17 protein-coding genes are annotated in these 19,923 nt (G+C 39.9%); 8 read left to right on the forward strand and 9 right to left on the reverse strand.

Features of this window, described 5'->3' with window-relative positions; translation table 11 throughout:
* Positions 1-204: 204 nt before the first annotated feature.
* The 3 genes from FHX64_RS13765 (at position 205) to FHX64_RS13775 (ending at position 2,067) form a co-directional block, all read left to right on the forward strand.
* Complete coding sequence (locus tag FHX64_RS13765; RefSeq protein ID WP_183414414.1) at positions 205-795, forward strand: LemA family protein; 591 nt, start codon at positions 205-207, stop codon at positions 793-795.
* Positions 796-827: 32 nt separating this feature from the next.
* Entirely contained in the window at positions 828-1,265 is a 438-nt protein-coding gene (locus tag FHX64_RS13770; RefSeq protein ID WP_183414415.1) for a TPM domain-containing protein, read from the forward strand.
* 70 nt (positions 1,266-1,335) lie between these two features.
* Positions 1,336-2,067: a TPM domain-containing protein gene (locus tag FHX64_RS13775; RefSeq protein WP_246392495.1), complete on the forward strand. Its 732-nt coding sequence runs from the start codon at positions 1,336-1,338 to the stop codon at positions 2,065-2,067.
* Positions 2,068-2,101: 34 nt separating this feature from the next.
* Here FHX64_RS13775 and FHX64_RS13780 read toward each other — a convergent pair whose 3' ends face one another.
* On the reverse strand, positions 2,102-2,848 hold the full coding sequence (locus FHX64_RS13780) for a type 1 glutamine amidotransferase (protein WP_183414417.1): 747 nt from the start codon (positions 2,846-2,848) through the stop codon (positions 2,102-2,104).
* Positions 2,820-3,857: an adenosine deaminase gene (locus FHX64_RS13785; RefSeq protein ID WP_221202220.1), complete on the reverse strand. Its 1,038-nt coding sequence runs from the start codon at positions 3,855-3,857 to the stop codon at positions 2,820-2,822. Before FHX64_RS13785 ends, FHX64_RS13780 begins: the two co-directional genes overlap by 29 nt.
* Positions 3,858-4,115: 258 nt before the next feature.
* On the opposite strand from FHX64_RS13785, the gene dusB reads away from it, so the two are divergent.
* Positions 4,116-5,105, forward strand: coding sequence for a tRNA dihydrouridine synthase DusB (gene dusB, locus FHX64_RS13790; protein ID WP_183414418.1), 990 nt, complete (start codon positions 4,116-4,118; stop codon positions 5,103-5,105).
* A 77-nt stretch (positions 5,106-5,182) separates the two neighbouring features.
* Here the strand turns inward: dusB and FHX64_RS13795 are convergent, their stop codons facing one another.
* From FHX64_RS13795 to mnmG, 7 genes are all read right to left on the reverse strand, one after another.
* The gene (locus tag FHX64_RS13795) at positions 5,183-5,626 is read right to left on the reverse strand and encodes a YqaA family protein (RefSeq protein WP_183414419.1); all 444 of its coding nucleotides are present in this window, start codon (positions 5,624-5,626) and stop codon (positions 5,183-5,185) included.
* Positions 5,610-6,584 (reverse strand): DUF6427 family protein, encoded by a 975-nt coding sequence (locus FHX64_RS13800; protein ID WP_183414420.1) that lies wholly within the window; start codon positions 6,582-6,584, stop codon positions 5,610-5,612. Before FHX64_RS13800 ends, FHX64_RS13795 begins: the two co-directional genes overlap by 17 nt.
* A gap of 176 nt (positions 6,585-6,760) precedes the next feature.
* The gene (locus FHX64_RS13805; protein WP_246392497.1) at positions 6,761-8,824 is read right to left on the reverse strand and encodes a M3 family metallopeptidase; all 2,064 of its coding nucleotides are present in this window, start codon (positions 8,822-8,824) and stop codon (positions 6,761-6,763) included.
* Positions 8,825-8,877: 53 nt separating this feature from the next.
* Complete coding sequence (locus FHX64_RS13810; protein WP_221202221.1) at positions 8,878-9,873, reverse strand: bifunctional riboflavin kinase/FAD synthetase; 996 nt, start codon at positions 9,871-9,873, stop codon at positions 8,878-8,880.
* A gap of 111 nt (positions 9,874-9,984) precedes the next feature.
* A complete protein-coding gene (uvrC, locus tag FHX64_RS13815) occupies positions 9,985-11,784 on the reverse strand; it encodes an excinuclease ABC subunit UvrC (protein ID WP_183414422.1) in 1,800 nt (599 codons plus the stop codon).
* Between the two features lie 26 nt (positions 11,785-11,810).
* On the reverse strand, positions 11,811-12,335 hold the full coding sequence (locus tag FHX64_RS13820) for an adenine phosphoribosyltransferase (RefSeq protein WP_183414423.1): 525 nt from the start codon (positions 12,333-12,335) through the stop codon (positions 11,811-11,813).
* 75 nt (positions 12,336-12,410) lie between these two features.
* Positions 12,411-14,285, reverse strand: a complete 1,875-nt coding sequence (mnmG, locus tag FHX64_RS13825) for a tRNA uridine-5-carboxymethylaminomethyl(34) synthesis enzyme MnmG (RefSeq protein WP_183414424.1) — start codon at positions 14,283-14,285, stop codon at positions 12,411-12,413.
* Positions 14,286-14,809: 524 nt separating this feature from the next.
* Between mnmG and FHX64_RS13830 the strand changes: the two genes are divergently transcribed.
* The 4 genes from FHX64_RS13830 (at position 14,810) to FHX64_RS13845 (ending at position 19,743) form a co-directional block, all read left to right on the forward strand.
* A complete protein-coding gene (locus FHX64_RS13830) occupies positions 14,810-15,640 on the forward strand; it encodes an IS5 family transposase (RefSeq protein WP_183411862.1) in 831 nt (276 codons plus the stop codon).
* A 93-nt stretch (positions 15,641-15,733) separates the two neighbouring features.
* Positions 15,734-16,540 carry a hypothetical protein gene (locus tag FHX64_RS13835; RefSeq protein WP_183414425.1) on the forward strand — a complete coding sequence of 269 codons (807 nt, stop codon included), beginning with the start codon at positions 15,734-15,736 and terminating at the stop codon, positions 16,538-16,540.
* A gap of 982 nt (positions 16,541-17,522) precedes the next feature.
* Positions 17,523-18,728 (forward strand): n-acyl-d-glucosamine 2-epimerase, encoded by a 1,206-nt coding sequence (locus FHX64_RS13840; protein ID WP_183414426.1) that lies wholly within the window; start codon positions 17,523-17,525, stop codon positions 18,726-18,728.
* A 91-nt stretch (positions 18,729-18,819) separates the two neighbouring features.
* Positions 18,820-19,743, forward strand: a complete 924-nt coding sequence (locus tag FHX64_RS13845; RefSeq protein ID WP_183414427.1) for a dihydrodipicolinate synthase family protein — start codon at positions 18,820-18,822, stop codon at positions 19,741-19,743.
* Positions 19,744-19,923 lie beyond the last annotated feature (180 nt).

Here is a 19,923-nt window from a genome sequence, read left to right on the forward strand (position 1 = left end):
TTGAATTTGCAAAAGTACGGAAAAAAGCTGTATCTTTACCATCCGTTCTGTATCTCAATCTATTATCATAAATAGCATGAATGTAAAATAAATGATCAAAAAATAGGTATCGTGACATTTATGGTAGGCGAGGGGACGAATTATTATGCGATACAAATTCAATAAGCACATTCTGTTTTAATCAAATCATTAAAGTATACTCACATGAAAAAGGGAGTCGTAGCATTAGTAATCGTAGTTGCTGTCTTGGCAATATTTGTGTTTTGGAGTATTGGTACCTACAACAACCTGGTTTCTCAGGATGAAGCTGTTAAATCACAATGGGGAAATGTTGAAAACGTATACCAAAGGCGTGCTGATTTGATCCCGAACCTGGTGGCAACAGTAAAAGGATATGCAACACATGAAGAAAAAACATTGACTGAAGTTGTCGAAGCACGTGCTAAAGCTACCCAGATTACAATTGATCCTTCCAAATTGAACGCGACAAATGTGGCTGCATTCGAAAAAGCCCAATCGGGTTTATCCAGTGCTTTATCCCGTTTGATGGTAACAGTGGAACGGTATCCTGATTTGAAAGCAAATCAGAATTTTTTAGATTTGCAATCGCAGTTGGAAGGAACCGAAAACCGTATTGCTGTTGAACGTCGAAAATACAATGAAGTAGCACAGCAATTCAACACGCAGATTCGTAGTTTCCCAGCTAATATGGTTGCCGGTCTTGGTAATTTCCAGGCAAAAGGCTATTTCACAGCTACGCAGGAAGCTCAAACCGCGCCTGTTGTTAAATTTTAGACTGTTCTCAAATCATATAAAATGATGAAAACATGGATGTAAGTCATTTCTTTTCAAAAGATCAGCAGGATGCTATTCTGAATGCAATCGTCGAAGCGGAGTTGAATACATCTGGCGAAATTAGGGTACATATTGAATCTTATTGCAATGGTGATCCCTTGAAACGTGCTGTTTCATTATTCCATTCTCTTGGCATGCATAAAACAAAACTGCATAATGGTGTGTTGTTTTACATAGCCTTGAAAAGTCATAAATTGGCAATAATAGGAGATACGGCGATTCATCACCATGTCAGCCAGTCGTTTTGGGATGAACAATCGGCAAATATGATGAAATTATTTGCTGAAAATCATTATACTGAAGCTTTGATAGCTTCCATTTTAGCTACAGGTGAAAAATTAAAAGAACATTTTCCTCATCAGGAATCGGACGTGAACGAACTCCCTGACGAAATTTCTTTCGGTTCCTAATCGCATGAATTTTATGAAATATACATTCCCAAAAAGAATATTGTTCTTGTTTTTGTTCACAGGAATAGTTATGTCTGTTTTTGCTCAGTCTGATTTTCCCAAACGTCCCGAACCACCCCGTTTGGTAAACGATTTGGCCGGCATATTTACACCTGAACAAGCTTCGTATCTGGAGAAAAAACTGGTTAATTACAACGATTCTACCTCTACTCAGATAGCTATTGTCACCATGAACAACCTGTATGGCTATGATATAACCGATTTTACGGATCAGTTGGCTCAAAAATGGGGCGTTGGTCGTAAGGGAATTGATAATGGCTTAATGATCCTCATAAAACCAAAAACATCGGATTCAGATCGCGGTTATGTAAGAATCTCGGTAGGCTATGGACTGGAACCTACAATTACAGACGCTATCTCTTCGCAGTTAATTCACCAGATAATGATTCCTGCATTTGAACAAAACCAATATTTTCAAGGGGTTGATTCTGCTACAAATGTCATTATCGGGTTATGTTCGGGTCTTTATAAGGCAAGCCCGCTGAAAGCTAAAAAAAATGACTCCTCAGAATTGGTGATTTTGTTGATCATGTTGATTGTCTTTTTCATCTCTTTCCTAAGACGTAATCATTTCCATCATTTCGGCAGCTCCGGAACGAGTGGGGGAGCCCCATTCATCTTCTTTCCTGGCTTTTTTGGCTCTGGAGGCGATTCCGGCTTTGGTGGTGGTAGCGACGGTGGCGGCTTCGGAGGCTTTGGTGGCGGAGGCTTTGGTGGTGGAGGAGCAAGCGGAAGCTGGTAACCTTCCTGTTCCTCTTTTGCTCAGCAAATCATGGTTATTTCCTTTCTAAGTAACCTGCAACATTCAGAAAATTCAGAAAGAACTGTTTGCCGGCTTTATGATAATCTGCCCATAGATTCTTAAAATCATCTTGGTATTGGTTCTTGTCAATAGTTTTAAAATCAACTATATCTTCCATCCATTGTCCAAATAGAGATTGGGTTAATTCAATGTGCCCCTGGATTCCGTAGCTGTTATTGCCAACTTTTACCAATTGATTTATACATCCGTTTCCTTTCCCTAAAAGCTGCATTGAATCTGTTGTCACAACTGTCTCTCCATGCAAATGAAAGATCGGAAACTCGTCATCGATTGCCTGCAAAAGGGGATCATTTTTGCAGGCTTCGGATAGCTTTATTTTAAAAAACTCTTCCTGGCTCTTTCTGAATCCGATCTCTTTTTCTTTGCATTGAATGACGCTTCCTCCTGCAGCTTTTACCAGTGTTTGTAACCCCAGACACACCCCAAGATAAGGTATTTCTGCCGCTAATGTATCTTTAATCGTTATGAGTTCCTGAATCATAACATCTGTTGCATCGTTAGCACTGCTTGGCCCGCCCATCACTATGATGGCTCCAAAATTTGTCGTTGGCGGAAGATTTTCTTTCTTTTCAAGGTCAGCAACCTGATATGGAATGGAGTTTTCTTTTAATAATTCTTCAAAAAGACCTGCCGACTCAGCAGTAGCATTTTGAATAATCAAAACGGGTTTATTATTCGATGCGGCCATGATATTGTTCATAATAGAGATCGGTTTCCCTGATCCATTTACTTTTTTCTTCCTGAGTTAAAAAGCTTGCTATAAACGAATTGCGTGATAATTGATGTACATGTTTTGCCGTAAGATTAAGAGCTTCAGACATCGCCAGAAAATTTTCGTTTATGTATCCGCCAAAATAAGCCGGATCATCTGAATTAACAGTAGCAACCATTCCCCGATTGAGCATTTTCAGCAGTGGATGGTCGATAGCCTCTTTTACCACTTTCAGTTTTAAATTAGACAGCGGACAGACAGTAAGGGGTATTTTATTCTCGACAATATGCTTAATCAATAATTCGTCCTCTAGCGAGCGGTTGCCATGGTCAATGCGCGATACTTTCAGAATTTCAATTGCTTCGCGTACATAACCGGCATCTCCTTCTTCCCCGGCATGTGCCACTGTTTCAAATCCTTCTGTCTTCGCTTTTTCAAACACTCGGGCAAATTTTGACGGCGGATTGCCTACTTCGGACGAATCGAGTCCGATAGCAGTAATCCATTCTTTATACGGAAGGGCTTCTTTAAGCGTTTCTAAGGCCGAATCTTCATCCAGGTGACGTAATATGCTCATGATAATCTTTGAGCTTATCCCAAGCTCGTTTTGAGCCTTTTCAAGCGCTTTATGAATACCGGTAATAACTGTTGAGAATGCAACTCCTCGTTCTGTGTGGGTTTGGGGATCAAAAAAGATTTCGGTGTGAACAATGTTTTGCGAATGTGCTTTTGTAAGATACGACCACGTCAGATCGAAGAAATCCGTCTCGTGTCTTAAAACATTTGCACCGGCATAATAAATATCCAGAAAATCTTGTAAGTTGCTGAATTGATAGGCTTTTTTAATTTCATCCACTGATTCGTAGTCTAACGAAATCTCGTTCCGCTTTGCAATCTTCATCATAAGTTCAGGTTCCAGTGTCCCTTCAATATGAAGATGAAGCTCTGCTTTGGGAATGTGTTGAATAAAAGTCTCAATGGTTGTGATTGAGTCCATACATTGATATTTTATTGGTGGCTTTGTACCGCCTGAATTTTGGGGCGCAAAGTTATACAATAATAATTGAATTTATCCATACTTGTTGCTTTTGTTTTGTGTGTTTCAAATATCATTAAATCAATAATATGCATGGTTTCACGCTTTATGGGATTCCCTTCAGATGAAGGATAAAGCATCTTGTTTCTGCTTCCTCTCGCTGTTTTGTTATGTGAAACCACTTATTTTCGCTCTATCTTTGCAGCTTATTTTTACGCTATGCAGATCGGTAATTGTACTTTTTCTTCTTATCCTTTGTTTCTGGCTCCGATGGAAGATGTTACGGATCGGACTTTCCGTTTATTATGCAAAGAATTTGGAGCCGATTTGGTTTATACAGAATTTATTTCAGCCGATGCTTTGATACGAAGCGTGCAACGGACAGAGCAAAAACTGATTTTGAGCGACGTGGAACGGCCCGTGGCTATTCAGCTTTATGGTCGGGATATTGATTCTATGGTAGAGGCAGCAAAAATTGCTGCCGAGGCTAAGCCTGATATTATTGATCTGAATTTTGGTTGTCCTGTAAAGCGCGTGGCTGGGAAAGGTGCTGGCGCCGGCTTGCTCCGTGATATTCCCACGATGCTTGCCATTACCTCTGCTGTGGTTAAAGCTGTCTCTCTTCCTGTTACTGTTAAAACCAGATTGGGCTGGGATGACCGTTCTAAAATAATTGTCTCTTTGGCTCAACAGTTGCAGGATTGTGGCATTGCTGCTCTGGCAATTCATGGTCGGACCCGTGCTCAGATGTATACCGGGGATGCTGACTGGACTTTGATTGGAGAGGTGAAAAATCATCCTTCGGTTCATATCCCGGTTATCGGAAATGGTGATGTGACTACTCCCGAAAGGGCAAAAGAATGTTTTCAAACGTATGGTGTTGATGCAGTAATGGTAGGAAGGGCATCCATTGGCAGGCCCTGGGTGTTCAGAGAAATGAAACATTATTTACTTCATAATGAACCTCTTCCTGAATTATCATCTGATTTTCAGTTTAATATACTGAAAAGACAAATCAATGAGAGTATCAACTGGCTGGATGAAAGAAAAGCAATTCTTCACATCAGACGCCATTTGGCAGCCTCTCCTCTTTTTAAGGGTATCCCATTTTTTCGTGAAATGAGGATCAGAATGTTGAGGGCTGAAACGCTCGATGAATTGTTCCGGATATTTGATGAGATTCAACAGACCTATTTGGGAGATGTATAAAAAAGTTTCGACTATCAGAGTTATTGTCAATAACTCATGATAGCCATTAGTCATCTTTTAAGCAGGAGAAAACGCTTTTAGTGCATTAGCCATCCTTGTACATACATCCAGATTACATAACGCCCGAATTTCCCGATTGTCATAGCAATAGTTGTACCCCAGAAATTGGTTCGGAAATATCCACAGGCAACAACAATAACATCGCCGATGCCTGGTACGAATGAAAAAACAGCGAGCCAGTCTCCACGGTTGTACATCTTTTGTTCAAACCGTTCAACTTTCTCTTTTTTGATTTTCATGTATTTTTCAATCCACTCGATCTTTCCTAATCGGCCAAGCCAGTAAGTTGTTATACCTCCGAGTGTATTGCCAATTGTCGCCACTGCAATGCATGTCCACACATCCCAACCTCCGTAAATAAGGCCGGCAAAAACGATTTCTGAGCCAATGGGTAAAATGGTGGCAGCCAGAAACGAAGCAATGAATAATCCGATATAACCCCATTCAACCAATCCTTCCATAGCTCATGATGATGTTATAAATTATAAATATCATTACGAGTACGAAATAAAAAATAGTGTTTTTGGAAGATGTGTTGCTTGAAAAAAAGATGGCAAACAGAAAAGCAATAATACCTGTAAATGCAGCTGATGTTTCCGAGCTTTGCCCCATCCGCAGGGTGATGATGATGCTCAGAAAAGCAAAAAGCCATATCATAACATGAATGTTTTTACGTTCACTTATGTTACTTTGGTAACGATTCATGAGACAGCCTCTTATCGCTAAGAGCGATAGCAGGAATAAGACGATATGGTAAATAATATACACATTATCATTTCCCCATGCCGGAAGCCTGAACGTCAGCCCTTGAACGAATTGCATGGTGTTTTCCTGTAGCGAACCTGTAGCATAATAAATTCCACCTAACAGAATGACAGGTGTGGCTAACCCTAGTATGATTGCATGCACAATTCGTGAAGATAGGGTGTTGATGGTAAACACGCTGATAAATAAAAACAAAACTAAAATGATATATTCCGGTACAATCAAAATGCTCAATGACAACAACATTGATGCATTGAATACTAATTTGGTGGGATCTGTCTTATGATACGTTGAAAGTATTTCCCAGATACTCAGCAAAAGCAGTAGAAATCCGATTTTCCCGTTGGAAAAAATCCAAAAGCCAGGGAGAGTGCTACTGAAAATTACGTACAGGAAGAAGGGGAGGTAGGTACGGTTCTGAATAAAATTAAACTTTTCAGTAAGCAGGAAAAGTAGATATCCGGTAGCTAGTGTGGCGAATAACGAAAGCCAGATGGACGTGGCATCTGAAAGTTCACCTATGGCTGTCTGGTTAAGTACATGGGGTAGGGTGGGGATAAGCAGTTCTTTCAACCATAATACTATGGCAATTCCAATGGTAACGACTATATTGGTTACGCTTGGTCGTAAGTAATTCTTTAAGCTTATTCCCATTGTGATGTTTTACTGGCCTTTGCCATAATTGATCAGAAACCCATCCTTCCCTGAACATGTATAGCTCTAAAACCTGATTATCGGATGTCCCTTTGTCCGAAATTTTGTGGCAATATAGCTATTGAAATTTTCAAAAACAAATAGTTTTCCCCGAAATAGCCGGTCTAATCCTGCTTTTATTCCAGCCCTTTACTTTTTAATAGTGCATCAACTTTAGGCTCTCTACCTCTGAATTTTACATAGGCTTTCATTAGATCCACACTGTTACCCCGTTCCAGAATATCAGTTTTTAATGCATTAGCTGTTGCCGGATCAAAGATACCTTTTTCTTTGAATAATGAAAATGCATCCTTGTCAATTACGGCGGCCCAGGGATAACTGTAATAGCCTGCTGCATAGTCATCGCTAAAAATATGTTTGAAATAAGTCGACCGATAACGGGGTAATATTTCGGGGATCAGCCCTATTTGTTCCATTTGCTCTTTTTCGAATTGATCTATCTGGATGCCTTTAATGCTTGATAATTCATGCCATTTCATATCCAGAATGGCTGCAGCAAGTAGTTCAGTCATATCAAATCCCTGATTGAAATAAGCTGATTTGTGAATTTTGTCCATCAACGCCTGCGGCATGAGCTTACCTGTTTTGTAGTTGAAAGCATAGAGTTTCATAACTTCAGGTTCAAATGCAAAATTTTCCATAAACTGGGAGGGAAACTCTACAAAATCTCTTGGTACGTTTGTGCCGCTTATACTTGGATAAGTCACTTGCGATAGAAGCCCCTGAAGCGCATGCCCGAATTCATGAAAGAGCGTAGTGACATCGTCCATTGAGAGGAGGGAAGGCTCTGTTGCTGTGGGTTTTGCCAGATTTCCTACATTTACAATAACGGGCCTTACATTTTCCCCATTTTCGATATATTGACCACGGAAGTTGTCCATCCATGCCCCAACTGTTTTACTGGGTCTTGGATAATAGTCTGTATACAGGATACCTATCAGATTCCCACTTGCATCCGTAACTTTGAAGACATCCACATCTGAGTGATATACCGGCATATCTTTTAGTTGCGTAAAATTTAGTCCATAAAGCTTATGGGCTACCTCAAAAGCTCCGTTTCTTACATTTTCCAGTTTGAAATAGGGCTTTAACTCATCCTCATTGAGGTCATACTTTTCTTTTCTAACCTTTTCTGCATAGTACCACCAGTCCCATGGGGCCAGTTTAAATCCACCATGCTCCTTGTCAATAATAGCCTGCATTTCATTTACTTCCTCTTTGGCTTTTGCTACAGAAGGCCTCCAGAGCTGCATGAGGAGCGTATCAACTCTCGCCGGAGTCTTGGCCATCTTATCTGACAAAATATAATCGGCAGGTGTTTTATATCCTAACAGGTTGGCTTGTTCAATCCTGTTTTTCATAATGTCAAGGATGATCTGCTTGTTATCATATGCGTTGTTGTTGTCGCAGCGCATGAAATACCCCCGGTATAACTTTTCCCTCAGGTCGCGGTGTGTACTGTATGTCAGGAAGGGTATCCAACTGTTTTTTTGCATGGTGAAAACCCATTTCCCGGGTACACCATCGGTTTTGGCCTGTTCGGCTGCTGTCTGGATAACATTTTCCGGCAGCCCTGCAAGGTCGGCTTTATTATCAAGAATAAGTTTAAAATCGTTGGTCTCTGCCAGCAGATTATTGCTGAACTTAAGTTCAAGCATCGCCAGCGTTGTGTTGATCTCCCTGAGTTGCTCTTTTTGTGCTGGGGTTAAAGAGGCTCCCTGATGGACGAAATCCTTGTATTCTTCTTCTAAAACCCTTTGTTGTTCAGGTGTAAGTTTCAGTTTTTCTCTGTTGTTATAGAGAGTTTCAATGCGGTGAAATAAATTTTCGTTTAGCATAATGTTGTCATTATGCGCTGTAAGCATTGGAGTTATCTTCTCTGCAATACTTTGCATGGTATCATTACTGGTCGATTCCAGCAAATTAAAAAATACCATACTTACATTCGACAGCAATTTTCCCGAGTAATCCAAAGCGGCAATTGTGTTTTCAAATGTCGGTGGAGCAGGATTATTGGCTATTGCTTCAATCTCTTTTTCGTGTTGCTTTATCCCTTCTTCAAATGCAGGGAGGTAGTCTGAGGCAACAATTTTATCAAAGGGGGGTACTCCGTATGGAGTATTATATTTCTCAAAAAACGGGTTAGTATTTGCAACGGTTGCGCCTGTTGTATTTAGCATAACTATTGTTATAAAGGTTATCAATGTGGTTTTCATAGGTAGATAAGGAGATTCTATGGATGGTTGTTTTTATTTAATATACTGATTACTCTTTTTTTATCCTTATCAAGTTGGGCTTTTAATGCTATTAGGTTTTCGAATTTCTTTTCTCCACGGAACCTTTTTATGATTTCTATCGTTATTTCTTGTCCGTAAATCATTTTATCGAAATTTAGAATATGCACTTCTATAGTCTCCTTGTTGGGAACTTCTATTAAAGTAGGTCGTTGACCGATGTTGAGCATCCCTGGGTATCTGAGGTTTTCAAAAATGGTCCATGTGGCATAAACTCCATTGGATGGGACTATCTTTTCTTTATCATATGGTTGTATGTTTGCTGTGGGATAGCCTATTTTTCTCCCGTTCCGTTGCCCTTCTACCACGGTTCCTGTAAGTTTGAAATTATATCCTAATAGTTTGTTGGCAACGGCAATATCTCCTTCACTCATCAGTCTCCTTATTTCGGATGAGCTGACCTGTTTCCCTTCAAATAAAAATTCTTCTGTTTTTATCACCTTTATCCCAACTTCTTCCCCATATTGAACATATTTTTCAAAATCATCATTTCTTCCCTTTCCGATCCTGTTGTCATAGCCTGTTAAAAAATGGCTGGCATGTAATTTCTCCTTTAATACAGTCTTTATGAATTCTTCGGCGGAAAGGTTTTGAATCTCTGGGTTGAAGTCTAGTAGGATGCAATAATCGATTCCTGTCTTTGCTAGTAGTTCGAGTTTCTCGTCAAGGGTAGTTAACAGCTGGGGAACGAATTCGCTATGGAGCTCCTTGCGTGGATGTGTCTTGAAGGTTATTACGGCAGATTTTATATCGTTAGCCTTTGCTACTTTTTTTAACTGTTCGATGATGTATTGGTGGCCGCGATGTACGCCATCAAAAAAACCTACGGTGGCAGCGATTTGCTCTCCGTCTTGAATGGATAAGTTCGTTATGATGTTCACAGCAAAATCGTTTTTTGTTATGGCTACAAAGTTACGAAATCCGATTCGTTTCAACAACGCATCATTTTTCGTCTCCGTCTTGCTGCTTACCTTTTCCCCCGTTTAAGAGGGTTACCTTTGAAAATTTTGCTCCCAGATGGACATCAGAATGTAAATATTCAATTCTCAACGCGTCAAATCGGGGTTAAAGTGATTGTAAATTCGTGAAGCTCTTTCATTTCCGACAATTTCAGCAATTTCTTCTTTTGTTGCGCTTCTGAGTCGTTTCACACTTTTGAAATGCTGAAGTAATGCTTGCTTGCTTTTTTCTCCTATTCCATGAATGGAATCAAGCTCGGATGTTACTTGTGTCTTCGATCGTTTAAGCCGGTGGTGGGTGATCCCAAAACGGTGCGCTTCGTCCCGGATTTGTTGTATCAGTTTGAGGCTTTCTGAATTCTTATCTAGATATAGTGGGATAGGATCTTCAGGGAAATAAATTTCTTCTAAGCGTTTGGCAATGCCGATAACAGTAATTTGGTTATCCAACTCTAATTGCCTTAGTGCTCCCATTGCCATGCCAAGTTGCCCTTTCCCTCCGTCAATCACCACAAGTTGGGGTAGGGGAGTCCCTTCTTCTTTTAGTCTGTGGTAGCGTCTGAATACGACCTCTTCCATAGAAGCATAATCATTAGGGCCTTCGACAGTCTTTATATTGAAATGACGGTACTCTTTTTTTGCAGGTTTGGCTCGTTGAAAGACGACACATGAGGCTACTGGATTTGTCCCTTGAATATTTGAATTGTCAAAACATTCGATGTGAATTGGCAATTCTTTCATATTCAAGTCTTTCTGAAGTGATGATAATATTCGGATTACTCTTTGGTCTGGATTTAATTTCTCTGCTTGCTTCTGTTTTTCAGCTTTATAGGTCTCTGTATTTTGAATGGATAGTGCCAAAAGTTTCTTCTTGTCTCCTCTTGTTGGAATTGTTAGGGTTAGTTTTTCCTCATGTAGGTCGGGAGCAAAAGGGACAATAATTTCTCTGGCATTACTTTTCAGTCGTTCTCTTAATTCTACAATTGCCAGCCCAAGGATCTCTTCTTTCGGTTCATCTAAGCGTTTTTTATATTCTACCGTAACTCCTTGTACAATAGCTCCATTTGCAATATGGAGTACATTGATATATGCAGAATCTTCATTTTCATCATAAGAGAAGACATCAAATTCATGTTCTGTTAGAGTCGTGACAATAGATTTCGCTTTGTATCGCTCGAGTAATTCATATTTTTCTTTGATTTTTTGTGCGGCTTCAAATTGTAGCTGACCTGCTAGCTGTTGCATTTCCTGTAGCATATATTTGCTTACAGCTTGGATATCTCCTTTTGTAATTTGCTCAATTTCGGCAATCATCCGATTGTAATCTTCCTCGTTTTGCAATCCGACGCAAGGGCCGAGGCATCTGTGAATATGGTACTGCAAACATACACGGAATGCTTTTTTTTCAATATTCTCAGGAGTTAATCGTAGCTTGCATGTACGGATAGGATAAATCTCATGCAACGTATTGAGTAGGGTAGTGAGGGTGCTAACAGAGCTGAAAGGCCCAAAATATTTGGATCCGTCGTTGATAATTTTACGGGTCTTGAATACACGTGGGAATCGTTCGTTAGTAATGCATAACCACGGATAGGTTTTGTCATCCTTTAGCAGGATGTTGTACCGCGGATGATGTTGCTTGATTAGATTATTCTCTAACAGCAATGCATCTTCTTCGCTTTCAACAACGATGTATTTTAAACTGGCGATTTGTCTGGCCAATGCAACCAGTTTCCGGTTTTCATGTTGCTTGGAGAAATAGGAGGAGACTCTCTTTTTTAAATTCTTCGCTTTGCCTACGTAAATTATCTCCCCTTCCTGGTTGAAGTATTGATAAACGCCGGGCTCTTCCGGAAGTGTGCTTATATCTATTTTCGGCTGAGGCATCGGGAGTCCCTCTCTAAATTTTCAAATCAAAAATGAATGATAGAGTCTACTTCAATCTCTTCCCCGAACAATTTTCTGCCTTCCAGAAAATCCAGCTCGACAAGGAAATTAATGTAGATTTTCTTTACGTTGAATTTCTTTACAAGGTTTTCGGCTGCCTTCATTGTCCCACCGGTAGCTAATAAATCATCGTGGAGCAACACTACATCATTTTCAGTAAGTGCATCCGTGTGTATCTGGATGGTGTCGATACCATATTCTTTTTCGTAGCTTTCTTCTATGGTATCTGCCGGCAATTTCCCCTTTTTGCGGACGGGGACAAATCCAATCCCTAATTTTTCAGCAAGGATAGGGCCCATAATAAATCCTCTTGATTCAATACCGACAATCTTGGTTAATCCTTTCCCCTTGTAGTGCTCATAGAGGATATTGGTCAACTCTTTCAATTGTTCCCCGCTTTTAAAAACAGTTGTCAGGTCTTTAAAAAGAATTCCCTTCGAAGGAAAGTCGGGAACATCACGGATAGATAATTTAATAACTTCCAAGTCCATTTGTATAAGGTTTATGTTTCACGTGGAACATATAATGAGAGCTCCTTGTTCCTTGTTCCACGTGGAACGATTTATTTATCTGCCTAAAAGTACCAGTAAAATATTGATGTCGCTTGGCGAGATTCCTGAAATTCGGCTCGCTTGTCCTATTGTTTCGGGGTCAATTCGCTTTAGTTTCTGCCTGGCTTCGATTGAGAGAGACAGGATGGATTCGTAATCAAACTTGTCTTTGATGCGGATAGTTTCCAGTCGCTGTAGTTTGTCTGCGATCAGTTTTTCCCGTTCAATATATCCCTGGTATTTAATCGCGATTTCTGCTGCTTCGATTACTTCGTTTTTTTGTGCCGAAATAGTGCCAATTTTTTCGTTCAGATTAGGAATGACAGTACTCAGTTTTTCGATGGTTAATTCCGGACGAAGCGTTAGATCAATAAGCTTTATTTGTTGCTTAATAGGGGAGGAGTTTATACTTTCTAAAAAACCGTTGATTTCATCCGGCTTAATCGAGTAATTCCTGATGAAATCAATTATGGCATCCCGCTCTTTTTTCTTTGTCTTTGTGAGCTCAATGCGCTCTTTTGTTGCTAATCCCATTTCGTGTGATTTTTCAGTCAGTCGCATGTCTGCATCGTCTTGCCGGAGTAAAATCCGGTATTCAGCGCGCGAGGTAAACATCCGATAGGGTTCATCTACGCCTTTGTTCACAAGATCATCGATAAGTACGCCAATGTAGGCTTCATCTCTTGAAAGGATGAATGGGGTGCCTCCGTGGCAGTTGATATGGGCGTTTATTCCTGCAATCAGACCCTGTCCGGCAGCTTCTTCGTAGCCTGTTGTCCCGTTGATTTGCCCGGCAAAAAAGAGATTTTTTATTCTTTTTGTCTCTAACGTATGTTTGAGTTGTGTCGGGTCAAAGTAATCATATTCGATGGCATACCCGGGCCGGTAGATCTTTACATTCTCCAATCCAGGGATTGTCTTTAGGGCATTCACCTGAATATCGATTGGTAGGGATGATGAAAATCCGTTCAGATAAAATTCATGAGTGTTGACCCCCTCAGGCTCCAGGAATAGTTGATGCCTTGTTTTATCAGCAAATGTGACAATTTTTGTCTCTATACTCGGGCAATAGCGGGGACCGATGCTTTGAATCTGCCCATTGTAAAGCGGTGAAACGTCAAGTCCTCCCCGCAAAATGGCGTGCGTCGTTTCGTTTGTGTACGTAATCCAACAGCTTTTTTGTGGCAATTGACGCTGTACAGAGGGTAGGAATGAGAACTTATGAAAGTCATCTTCTCCTTGTTGTTCATCTGTCTTCGAAAAGTCTATGGTTCGCCCGTCGATGCGTACAGGTGTGCCGGTTTTCATCCGCCCGGCAACAAATCCTAATTGTTTCAGTTGCTCGGTTAACCCTGTTGATGGAGCTTCTGAAATACGTCCACCGGCTATTTGAGTGGCTCCGATATGGAGTAATCCATTTAAAAAAGTCCCGTTGGTAAGCACAACTGACTTCGCTCTGACCTCAACTCCCATCTGGGTTTTCACGCCTTCTACCGTGTCCCCGGTGACAAGGAGTTGCATGGCGGCATCCTGCCAGATATCCAGATTGGGTGTGTTTTCAAGAATATGCCTCCACTCAAGGATAAATTGTTGTCGGTCATTTTGCGTACGAGGGCTCCACATGGCAGGCCCCTTGGAGCGGTTCAGCAGCCTGAACTGAATAGCGGTGCGGTCGGAAACAATGCCGGAAAAGCCTCCCATCGCATCGATCTCCCGTACGATCTGCCCTTTGGCAATGCCTCCCATGGCCGGATTACAGCTCATTTGGGCTATTTTGTTCATGTCCATTGTGATCAAAAGCGTCTTTGATCCCATGTTTGCAGCTGCGCTGACGGCTTCGCATCCCGCGTGGCCTGCCCCAACTATAATAACGTCGTAATATAATGTCATCTGTTTGAAATTCTTTTTCTGATTTGTAATATCCTCTGTTGTCCTTTCGGAAAAGGGGAGGGGATTCGTCTCTTGTATCCCCTAAGGCTTACTGAGATCTTTGCATAATAACACAAATTTCGCTTTGCCTGGTTGTATATACACACCACTCCCAAGGAACAACAAAGATGCAAAATTACAAAAAATCTTTGGCGGTTAGTCTTATATAAGCCTGTCGCTTTTTGCTTTTGGCTTGGGATTCTATTTTGTGCAGTCCCTGCAAAGCTCCTCTTTCCCATTTTTTTTCGGGGATTAAATGCCAAGTTTGCCCTATATGAAAAATTTTAGCGATATTATATCTCATAGATAAAATATAGATATCCCATAGATATACTATAGATATATCATACTATATTAGTATGGGATATATTAGATTTAAGTATGGGAATAATTTGAATTCGTCTTGACTTTTACAAGCTTTAAATACTAAAAAAAGGGAAGAGCCGTTTTATGAAAAGCAAAACTATAAAACACCACTCTTCCCCATGTACTTAGTACTCGACAAAGATACAATAAATAAAGAAATAGTGCCATTCATCCCTGTACCCAAGAGAGGGTTCAGGACAAAGTGTGATATCGCCGAGATTGTTAACTGCATATTGTACAAATTAAAAACAGGTTGTCAATGGCATATGTTGCCCGTTAAAAGTTTATTTTCTAATGTCGTATTGCATTATAAGACTGTTTTCGGTTATTTTCGTACATGGTGTAAATCAGGAGTGTTACAACAAATCTGGTTTGGTTTATTGAATAAATACAGAGCCTCATTGGACATGTCCAGTGTTGATTTGGATGGCAGCCATACCCCCGCATTACGTGGAGGAGAACAGGTTGCTTATCAGGGTCGGAAGAAAAGGAAGACTACCAATGCTCTTTATCTTACAGACAGACAAGGTATCCCATTGGCCATATCAGACCCGATAGAAGGGAATCACAATGATTTACATCAAATTAAAGAACGTTTTACCGACATTATTGATTCGCTGAATAACTCCGATATAAGAGTTGATGGTCTTTTTCTTAATGCCGATGCAGGTTTTGACTCTGCGGAGTTCAGAGAATTCTGTTCTTCCCATGAAATAATACCCAACATCGCTATTAACTGGCGTAACGCAGCACATACGGATGATATATTCTTCGATGAATTGCTCTATCAGCAACGCTATTGCATAGAAAGAACCAATGCATGGATGGATAGTTTCAGATCTCTATTGAACAGATTTGATGTTACTTGCTCCAGTTGGCAAAGCTTTAACCTTATCGCTTTTATCGTGATACTACTTAAGAAAATTACTAAACAGAAAAAGTCAAGATGACTTCTTTATTATGTATATATTTGTAGTCTTATAATAGGGCTAATAAAAAGCAGCTTCAAAATACATTGAGCACTTAATAAAAAATAGCTGAGTATGGCAGTTGTAAAAGGATTTCAACAAATAACCGGTTCGTTGCAAAACACAACCTTTTATACGATTCAGGGGAGCGATCGTGTGTATGTCCGCACGAAAGGAGGCCCCAGTAAACGGATGATTAAAACATCTCCGGCATTTGAAAAGGTTCGATGCAATAATGAAGAGTGGAAAGGTTGCACTCAAATGGCAAGTGCTATCCGCGAGGCTTTTCGTGCGCTTAAAGGAGTGGAGGATTATCCGGTAATCGGATCGTTGAATGCTATGGCAAAACAAATTCAATCGTTCGATGCCGGGAATAATCACGGCAGGCGTGCCCTCTACCTTTCCCAGCACAAAGAGTTGTTGGCTGGGTTTAGCCTTAGTCGGAAGCAGGTATTGGAAAATGTGCTGAGGGTACCTATTACCGCTTTGATTCATCGGGAAACAGGTACAGCCGGAATAAACATTCCAGCTAATAACACCGGAATGTATCTTTATAATTACCGGAGTTTGCCATATTTCAGGATTATCGTTTCTTTTAGTTCTGTTTGTGATATCTGTTTCTCGGAAGAGAAGAAACAGTATGCGCCGGCATTCCCTGATTTTTCCCGATTTCAGGAAGCCTTTGTGACAGAATGGTTGCCAACAAGTGGTACGGCTCCTGCGTTAGCGCAAACTCTGCAGATGCCAATTGATGTGAATGATCTGCCTGAGAGTGTTTCCCTGGTTCTAAGTGTTGGCGTCGAGTTTGGCAATGTTGGCCTTGATGGTCTTCCTTCTCCGGTCAAGTACACTGGGACAGGAAAGGTTATGGATGTGCAATAAAATGCCGCTTTGTAAGAGTGGCTCAATCAACCTCCTTCTCTTTTGCTGTAGACTTAGCTATGGTAAAAGAGCATAGCCTTATTTTCAGACGGTATTCTTTTCCATAAAAGTTATTCTCTGACACATGCATGGTATGTGTCACATAATAGTGTGTTTGCTGGGAGTTCAGACCCGCCCGTGCCCTCTTAGCGGAATTATTATGAACCTATTTTCTCCCTATTAGCCTCCACGAGTATTCCTGGTTTTGTTTACGCTGAAGAAGGGGCGTTGCCTTCTTTTTCCCCTTTTGTATTTATCTCTGCTTTCCCTTTATTGTTTTTTCATCGCCATCTTCTTTCAAAAATATCGAACTTGCTTCGCTTTCGTATATTCAAAGCGAGATTGTTGCATGTATTTCTTCTCAAGAACGTTGGATAACGCTTTAAAGAGGGTACTTCTTTTTGTTGTGATCTTCCCCTTTTTTGAATCCATCTCCATCTAAGATTTGTTCATAAAAATGAGTTGTCTCTGTTTTTATAAGTGTTAATTAGCCTGGGACACGTATTAATGCCAAGAATTTATGGCTCAAATAATCCAGTTTTATGTTGATTTTAATATAAATAATGTATATAGATAGCTACGCATAAGGTAAACATGCTTTTTTGTTGCTATTAAATCATTGTAATATAGAGGTATAATGCATTGTCTGTTTTTTGTGATAGATTAACTATATGGTGATATAAAAAATGAGAGATATAATTGCATGTTTAATAACAATATATTTATATTTGTCGCTGTATATAATAAATATATTTACAAAGTATCTCCGATATAAAGAAATAATGTTTTTAATATGCGCAATAATTATTTATATTTATTACATATATTCGCTATATAATAAATAAGTAATGACTAGTTTGCTCCTATGAATAATAAATCTATTTACATTCTTTATCCTGAGAAGTATATAGAGTAACCAGTTAAATACCAAAAAATGAGATCTATGGATTTTAATATTTTAGCTGATCAATATCGAAAAGAGTTATTTGAAAATATTTTGCCTTTTTGGTTGAATAACTCGCAAGACAAGCAATTTGGCGGATATTTTAGTTGTTTGGACCGTGAAGGTCATGTGTATGACACTGATAAATTCATTTGGCTACAAGGACGTGAGGTGTGGCTTTTTGCCATGATGTACAACAATGTAGAACCTAATCCTGAATGGCTGCAATGTGCTGTTCAGGGAGGAGAATTTTTGAAAAGGTTCGGACATGACGGTTCATTCAATTGGTATTTTTCTCTAACACAGGATGGGAGACCCCTTATAGAGCCATATAATATCTTTTCGTATACTTTTGCCGCAATGGCATTTGGGCAGTTGTATAAAGCCACAGGAAATGGTGAATATGCAGACATTGCGAAGAAGACATTTGACCTCATCTTATCAAAAACAGATAATCCCAAAGGTAAGTGGAATAAAACGGTCCCCGGAACACGTGATCTGAAAAATTTCGCTTTACCTATGATCCTTTGCAACCTTGCGTTGGAGATTGAGCACCTGCTACCGGAAGATCTTATGCATTCTATTATTGAAAGTTGCATTCATGAAGTGATGGATGTGTTTTACCGACCCGAACTAGGTTTGATTGTTGAAAATGTTTTGGTAGGTACCGAAGGCCTTTCTGATTCTTTCGACGGCAGGGTGATCAATCCCGGGCATGCAATTGAAGCCATGTGGTTTATTATGGACTTGGGAGTCAGGTTGCATCGCCCTGAATTAGTTGAAAAAGCAGCTCAAATTGCGGTTCAAATGGTAGAATTCGGGTGGGATGAACAATATGGCGGCATTTTTTATTACAGGGACAGGGACGGGCATCCTACCCAACAACTGGAATGGGATCAGAAATTGTGGTGGGTTCATATTGAAACCTTAATTACGATGATTAAAGGATACCAATTAACAGGCTCTCAAGCTTGCCTGGATTGGTTTGAGAAAGTTCATACGTATACATGGTCGCATTTCAAAGATAATGAATTCCCGGAATGGTTTGGCTATTTGAACCGGCGAGGAGAAGTACTGCTACCATTAAAAGGAGGGAAATGGAAAGGGTGCTTTCATGTCCCAAGAGGGCTATACCAGTGCTGGAATACAATAGAAAAATGCGCTGAAAAGAATAACACAATCTACTCTACCTTGTATTCTGTTTGAATTATATGCTAGGAATGCGTTGTTTTACTGCATATCTTGCAACTGGAAATATTAATTTGGTATTACATCTTATTCGCTTAAAACATTCACAATGGAAAAAATCAAAGGACTAATCAACGCTCCATTTACGCCTTTTAATGAAGAAGGAGACGTAAACTATGATCTTATAAATTCATATTGTAATTTATTGGTTCAAAATGGAATATCTGGAGTTTTTGTAAATGGATCTTCCGGAGAAGGATATTTGCTTACTGATGATGAAAGGATGCAATTGGCAGAAAAATGGGTCAGTGTGGCACCTAATGGCTTTAAAGTAATTATTCATGTCGGAAGCACTTGTGTCAAATCGAGTTATAAGTTGGCTGCGCATGCACAAAAAATTGGGGCATGGGGTATTGGGGCAATGGCATCTCCCTTTCCTAAGGCTGGTAATGTTGAACAATTAACCCAGTATTGTGAGCAGATTGCTTGTGGTGCACCAGAGCTGCCTTTTTATTTTTACCATATACCTGTCTTAAACGGTGTTTATTTGCCTATGCTGCCATTTTTAGAAAAAGTTGATGGCAGAATCCCAAATTTCGCGGGAATAAAATACACATTTGAAAGCTTATATGAATTTAATCAATGCAGGTTGTTTAGAAATGGGAAATATGATATGCTACATGGTCAAGACGAGACTATTTTACCTGCTTTAGCTATGGTAAACGGAGATTTGGGAGGTATTGGTGGCACTACCAACTATAATGGTAAAGTGTTGACAGGCATTCTGGAAGCATGGAAAGAAGGGAATATTGTCAACGCCATAGAATTGCAGAATTACGCCCAAGATGTGATTAATATTATCAGTCGTTATAGAGGGAATATCGTTGGAGGTAAACGCATTATGAAACTTATTGGTTTTGATATGGGCCTCAATAGAGTTCCTTTCCTCAATATGACGGACGAGGAAGAAATGGCTATGAAAAAAGACTTGGAAGCCATTCATTTTTTTGATCGTTGCAATAGGATCAAATGATATTGAACTGTGCCCAATGAATTCTTTAGGGGATAGAGCCACCCTTATCAATTCAAAATATTTCGTTTGTTTCTTATAAACAATAGCTGGCTTGTATGCGTAATTTAATAATAACCATATTCTTACTGATAAAAGTTGACCCATTAATTTGGACTATAAATTTTGTGGATCTATTCTGTT

It is taken from the genome of Microbacter margulisiae, assembly GCF_014192515.1.
Taxonomy (GTDB): Bacteria; Bacteroidota; Bacteroidia; order Bacteroidales; family Paludibacteraceae; genus Microbacter; species Microbacter margulisiae.

Coding starts and splice junctions, on each gene's coding strand:
- FHX64_RS13770 (WP_183414415.1), top strand. CDS start 828: ATGGATGTAAGTCATTTCTTTTCAAAAGATCAGCAGGATGCTATTCTG.
- FHX64_RS13785 (WP_221202220.1), bottom strand. CDS start 3,857: ATGGACTCAATCACAACCATTGAGACTTTTATTCAACACATTCCCAAA.
- FHX64_RS13840 (WP_183414426.1), top strand. CDS start 17,523: ATGGATTTTAATATTTTAGCTGATCAATATCGAAAAGAGTTATTTGAA.
- FHX64_RS13780 (WP_183414417.1), bottom strand. CDS start 2,848: ATGAACAATATCATGGCCGCATCGAATAATAAACCCGTTTTGATTATT.
- FHX64_RS13765 (WP_183414414.1), top strand. CDS start 205: ATGAAAAAGGGAGTCGTAGCATTAGTAATCGTAGTTGCTGTCTTGGCA.
- FHX64_RS13845 (WP_183414427.1), top strand. CDS start 18,820: ATGGAAAAAATCAAAGGACTAATCAACGCTCCATTTACGCCTTTTAAT.
- dusB (WP_183414418.1), top strand. CDS start 4,116: ATGCAGATCGGTAATTGTACTTTTTCTTCTTATCCTTTGTTTCTGGCT.
- FHX64_RS13805 (WP_246392497.1), bottom strand. CDS start 8,824: ATGCTAAATACAACAGGCGCAACCGTTGCAAATACTAACCCGTTTTTT.
- FHX64_RS13775 (WP_246392495.1), top strand. CDS start 1,336: ATGTCTGTTTTTGCTCAGTCTGATTTTCCCAAACGTCCCGAACCACCC.
- FHX64_RS13830 (WP_183411862.1), top strand. CDS start 14,810: ATGTACTTAGTACTCGACAAAGATACAATAAATAAAGAAATAGTGCCA.
- uvrC (WP_183414422.1), bottom strand. CDS start 11,784: ATGCCTCAGCCGAAAATAGATATAAGCACACTTCCGGAAGAGCCCGGC.
- mnmG (WP_183414424.1), bottom strand. CDS start 14,285: ATGACATTATATTACGACGTTATTATAGTTGGGGCAGGCCACGCGGGA.
- FHX64_RS13800 (WP_183414420.1), bottom strand. CDS start 6,584: ATGGGAATAAGCTTAAAGAATTACTTACGACCAAGCGTAACCAATATA.
- FHX64_RS13835 (WP_183414425.1), top strand. CDS start 15,734: ATGGCAGTTGTAAAAGGATTTCAACAAATAACCGGTTCGTTGCAAAAC.
- FHX64_RS13820 (WP_183414423.1), bottom strand. CDS start 12,335: ATGGACTTGGAAGTTATTAAATTATCTATCCGTGATGTTCCCGACTTT.
- FHX64_RS13795 (WP_183414419.1), bottom strand. CDS start 5,626: ATGGAAGGATTGGTTGAATGGGGTTATATCGGATTATTCATTGCTTCG.